Annotated in this window: 3 protein-coding genes; all 3 read left to right on the top strand. The window is 52.7% G+C overall.

Annotated elements, in window-relative coordinates; all coding sequences use genetic code 11:
• Window positions 1-2,120: FAD-dependent oxidoreductase (locus tag FP815_00985; protein ID MBA3013516.1), on the top strand; the 2,120-nt coding region annotated here is incomplete at its 5' end.
• A 12-nt stretch (window positions 2,121-2,132) separates the two neighbouring features.
• Entirely contained in the window at window positions 2,133-3,752 is a 1,620-nt protein-coding gene (locus FP815_00980) for a molybdopterin-dependent oxidoreductase (GenBank protein ID MBA3013515.1), read from the top strand.
• 81 nt (window positions 3,753-3,833) lie between these two features.
• Window positions 3,834-4,529, top strand: a complete 696-nt coding sequence (locus tag FP815_00975; GenBank protein ID MBA3013514.1) for a CBS domain-containing protein — start codon at window positions 3,834-3,836, stop codon at window positions 4,527-4,529.
• The last annotated feature ends 283 nt before the right edge of the window (window positions 4,530-4,812 follow it).

Below are 4,812 nucleotides of genomic sequence, written 5' to 3'. Positions count from 1 at the left end.
TGGCCAAGGGTCAGTATGAAGAAGCTATGCGGGTCATTATGGAGCGCAACCCTTTCCCCTTCTCCGTGGGTCGAATCTGCCCACGCTTCTGCGAAACCCGCTGCCGCCGCATCCTGGTTGACGAAGCAGTCTCGGTCAATCACCTGAAGCGCTTTGTCGCCGACTGGTGCATGACCAACAAGATCGACTTAAAAATTCCACGCCAAGCCGCAACCGGCAAAAAGGTTGCAATCATCGGAGGAGGGCCGTCGGGACTCACCGGCGCCTATTACCTTTCCCAGAACGGTCATGATGTTACGGTCTTCGAGGCCGCACCAAAACTTGGAGGCATGCTGCGTTACGGGGTACCGAAATACAAAATTCCCGACAACGTCCTGGACTACGAGATCAACACCATCCTGCACATGGGCATTTCAGTGTGCACCAAACAACGCTGGGGGACAGATTTCACCCTGCAGGATCTCCAAGATCGCGGTTTTGAAGCGATCCTCATCACCGTCGGCGCCGGCGTTGACGATCCGCTTAATATCCCCGGAGCCAACCTCCCCCAGGTGATTCCAGCCACCAAGATACTCCGTGATATTAATGAGGGTCACCCCGGCAACTACGGCAAACGGACCGCCGTGTTTGGCGGCAACAACATCGCCATGGAATCTGCCCGTTCTCTGCTACGCGCCGGAGTTGATGAGGTCACAGTCATCTACCCACGGGCTCAGACCGAAATGGCGGCCAACCAAAGAAGTATCCGCGAAGCAGAACGAGAGGGCGTACAGTTTCTGCTCATGGCCAAACAGGTGCAGATCACAGCATCGGTCGACGGTCTTGAAATAGAACTGATCCGAACCAAGCTCAGTGAACCAGACCAAAAAGGCATCCGCAGCCTGGAAGAAATTCCCGGCTCCACTATCCGACTCCATGTCGATACCGTTATTTCGGCTGTGGGCCAAGCGGCAAGCGCCGAAAAATTCAGCGGCGGCGCTCTGGAACAGACTCTGGAGATGACACCAAAAAACAACATCAAAGTCAACCCACGCACCTCCCTGACCAACCACCAGAATATTTATGCGTCCGGTGACGCTACCAGCGGTCCCCGTTCAGTCATCCAGGCCGTGGTTGGAGCCCGCCGCGCAGCCGAAAACATCCATAGCCAACTCACCGGCGTAGCTCGGGACGCCAACGAAAGCCGCTTCAACTTCACCCGCGGCAAGGGGTTTGACGATGTTGATCTCCGCAACTTCGACGGCATCCATATCAAGCTACGAGAAAAGATGCCTGATCGTCCTCCTGAAATCAGCGTCCAGGACTTCAACGAAGTCAGTCTCGGATTTTCAGAGCAAATGTCATTGACCGAATCAAAACGCTGCCTCTCCTGCGGCTGCACCGCCTTTGACCGTTGCGACCTCAAACGCATCGCCATCGACCTTGGCATAGATCCCAACAAGACGGGCATGGGCAACAAGCCGCTCTATGCCAAGGATATGAACCACCCGACTATCGTGGTCGATCTGAATAAATGTATTTATTGCCAGCGCTGCACGAACTCCTGTGAATACTCAGCCCTTGATCTTGCAACCACCAGCCTTGACGAAAAAGGCCAGGCCATGGGAATCACTCTGGCATTCAACGATAACTGCATTTCCTGCGGTAAGTGCATTGACCACTGCTCCACTGGTGCGCTCAATAAAAAAGACCAGATTGTCCCGGTCACCAATGAGAAGATCCGCGAGGTCCGCACGACCTGCCCTTACTGCGGCGCAGGGTGCCAGATCCTACTGCGAGTCAAAGGAAACACCATCCTTGATGTGGGAGCAGACCCTACCCTAGCTCCAAACTTCGGCGCACTCTGCGTCAAAGGCCGCTTCGGCTTCAATTTCGTCCACCACAAGGAGCGTTTGACTAAACCGCTCATCCGTCGAGGCGACCAACTCGTTGAGGCCTCCTGGGAAGAAGCCCTCAGCTACACAGCCAAACGGTTCTCTGACCTCAAAACAATGTACGGACCAGACTCCATTGCCGGTTTTTCATGTGCCCGGGCCACCAACGAAGAAAACTTTTTGATGCAAAAATTTATGCGCGCAGCGATCGGCACCAACAACATCGATCACTGCGCTCGACTCTGACACGCTCCCACGGTGGCCAGTCTGGCCATCACCTTCGGCAGCGGCGCGATGACCAACTCCCTTGCAGATACCCAAATAACCGACCTCTTCCTGATGATTGGCTCAAACCCTGATACCAGCCACCCGACCATCGGACTGCGCATCCATCAGGCGCTTGACCGAGGGGCCAAGCTCATCGTGGTCGATCCCCGCAAAACTAAACTGGCAGAACGGGCCGACCTCTGGCTGCGCATCCTGCCGGGCACAGACGTTGCCTTCTTAAATGGCGTCATGAACATCATCCTCAAAGAGGATCTCTGGGATAAAAAATTCGTCGAGGAACGGACCGAAGACTTTGACGAATTACAAAAGTTGATAGAGAAGTACACCCCGGCATATACCAGCGAACTTACCGGACTCTCAGAAGAGGATCTGCACCGGTGTGCCCGGATGTTTGCCGCACCAGGTCGTCACGCCATCTACCACGGCATGGGTATCACCCATTACACCACCGGAACCGACCGGGTAAAATCCATCGCCAACCTCTCCATGTTATGTGGCAAGGTCGGTGTCGAAGGTGGCGGTTGTAATCCTCTCCGCGGCCAAAACAACGTCCAAGGCGCCTGCGACATGGGCGCACTCTTCAATACCCTGCCGGGGTATGGCGGCCTCAGCAACGAAGAGCTATTCGACCAGTACGAGAAACTCTGGAAGGTTAAGTTGCCCCGGCGGCCCGGCAAGCCGGCCACCGAGGTATGGGAGAACATCTTCAAGGGCGATATCCGCGGGCTTTACGTCTTCGGCGAGGATCCTGCCTTAGCCGACGCTAATATCGGCCATGTGCAGGAGGCATTAAAAGAAGTCGATTTCCTGGTAGTGCAGGACATCTTCCTCACTGAGACAGCCAAGATGGCTGACGTAGTCCTGCCCGCTGCCTGTTTCGCTGAAAAAGATGGCACCTTCACATGTACTGAACGGCGGGTACAGCGGGTGCGCAAGGCAGTAGAGCCTCCGGGACAAGCAAAGCCTGATTGGCAGATTTTCTGCGAGCTTTCACAGAAAATGGGCTACGAGATGGGGTATGAATCCGCAGAGGAAGTTTTCGAAGAAATACGCAAGCTGCTGCCACAGTATGCCGGCATCACCTATGGACGAATTGATCAAGAGGGGCTTCAGTGGCCGGTGCCTACGGAAGATCATCCGGGAACCCCGGTGCTTCATACCGAAAAATTCACCCGCGGTCGAGGCCTATTCGTGCCGGAAGACTACATTCCACCACGAGAACCGGCCGATGAGACATACCCGATGCTGTTCACCACCGGTCGCGAATACTCCCGTTACAACTTCAGTTCCATGACCGGCAAAACCCCCGAGATCGACACCATCGCCCCGGAGTGCCTAGCCGAGGTCAATCCTACCGATGCCGAACGTATGGGTATCCGCCAAGGAAGTCGGATCAGAATCAGTTCTCGCCGCGGCTCAGTAGAGATGCGAACCACCATCACCGAGCGCAGTCAGGAGGGCACCATCTTCACTACCTATAACTATGCAGAGACCCCGGTTAATTTTCTTACCCTGGATGCCCTGGATCGCCTGTCAAGAACGCCGGAATACAAACTCTGCGCCATCAAGGTAGAAGTGTTAGAGGAATAATAACTCTGCTGGAAGGGATTTTGGCGGTTCAGGGTGAAGTAAAACGTTCATTAGCATACTTACAACTTTTTGGAGAAAACGATGTTAATTAAGGATTGGATGGTAACAGATGTCTTGACGGTTGATGAAAACACTTCACTGCTGCAAGTAGGCAAGATCATGAAAGAAAACAATATTCGAAAACTACCCGTAGTGTCCCATGGTAAATTATTAGGCATCATTACCGATCGTGATGCCAAGGACGCCTCGCCTTCCAAAACCACCTCACTTGATATTCACGAATTATATTATCTGTTATCAGAAATGAAGGTCAAGGATGTGATGACCAAGAATCCGATAACGATGAAAGAGAGCGACTCCTTAGAAAAAGCGGCCATGATCATGCTGGAAAATAAGATTTCTGGTATCCCGGTGCTTGACGACACAGGCCACTTGAGCGGAATTCTCAGCGAAACAGATGTATTATCGGGATTTATTCATGCCACCGGCATTAAACATGGTGCGATTCAATATGTCTTTACTCTTCCGGATACAGCAGGAGCAGTGACTGAAATTGTCAGGGTCCTTCGTGAAAACAATGCTCGAATTATTAGTATATTGACTTCATACGAAGATGCTGACGACAAAGGGATAAAACAGGTGGCAATACGGGTTACCCTGCCAAAAGAAGAGAACTCGGAAAAGCTTACTGACGTTCTGGCACAGAATTTCGTACTGGTCTTTCACGCCAAAGATGAACTCAATGACCTGCCAGTAAAGAGACTTTTGAAAAAATAGTGGTCCTATACAACAGACTTATCAAGCCATAAAGGTTTCACCCATTACGTAATCATGATGGCGTCGCAAAAAGTCCGATCTACTGCGTCCCCGTCCAACACCAGCGGGGATTGAACTGAATTGCGTGGCGGTTTTGCTCGTTCGGCATACCTTATGTATGGCCTCACTCACAGGTAAGCGAACGGAGTGAGACTCCGAAACACACCCCGCGCCTTGTATATCGCACCTTTCGGAGTTTCGCAGGCTCACTTACCTGCTTAGCCATCCCCGGACTTTTTGCGAG

The organism is Desulfobulbaceae bacterium (assembly GCA_013792005.1).
Classification (GTDB): domain Bacteria; phylum Desulfobacterota; class Desulfobulbia; order Desulfobulbales; family VMSU01; genus VMSU01.
Note: the sequence above shows the minus strand (reverse complement) of the source record. Positions and strands in the feature narration are given on the sequence as shown.

Bases quoted from the DNA above. Each gene is read 5' to 3' on its own strand.
- FP815_00975 (MBA3013514.1), top strand. From the start codon at position 3,834: ATGTTAATTAAGGATTGGATGGTAACAGATGTCTTGACGGTTGATGAA.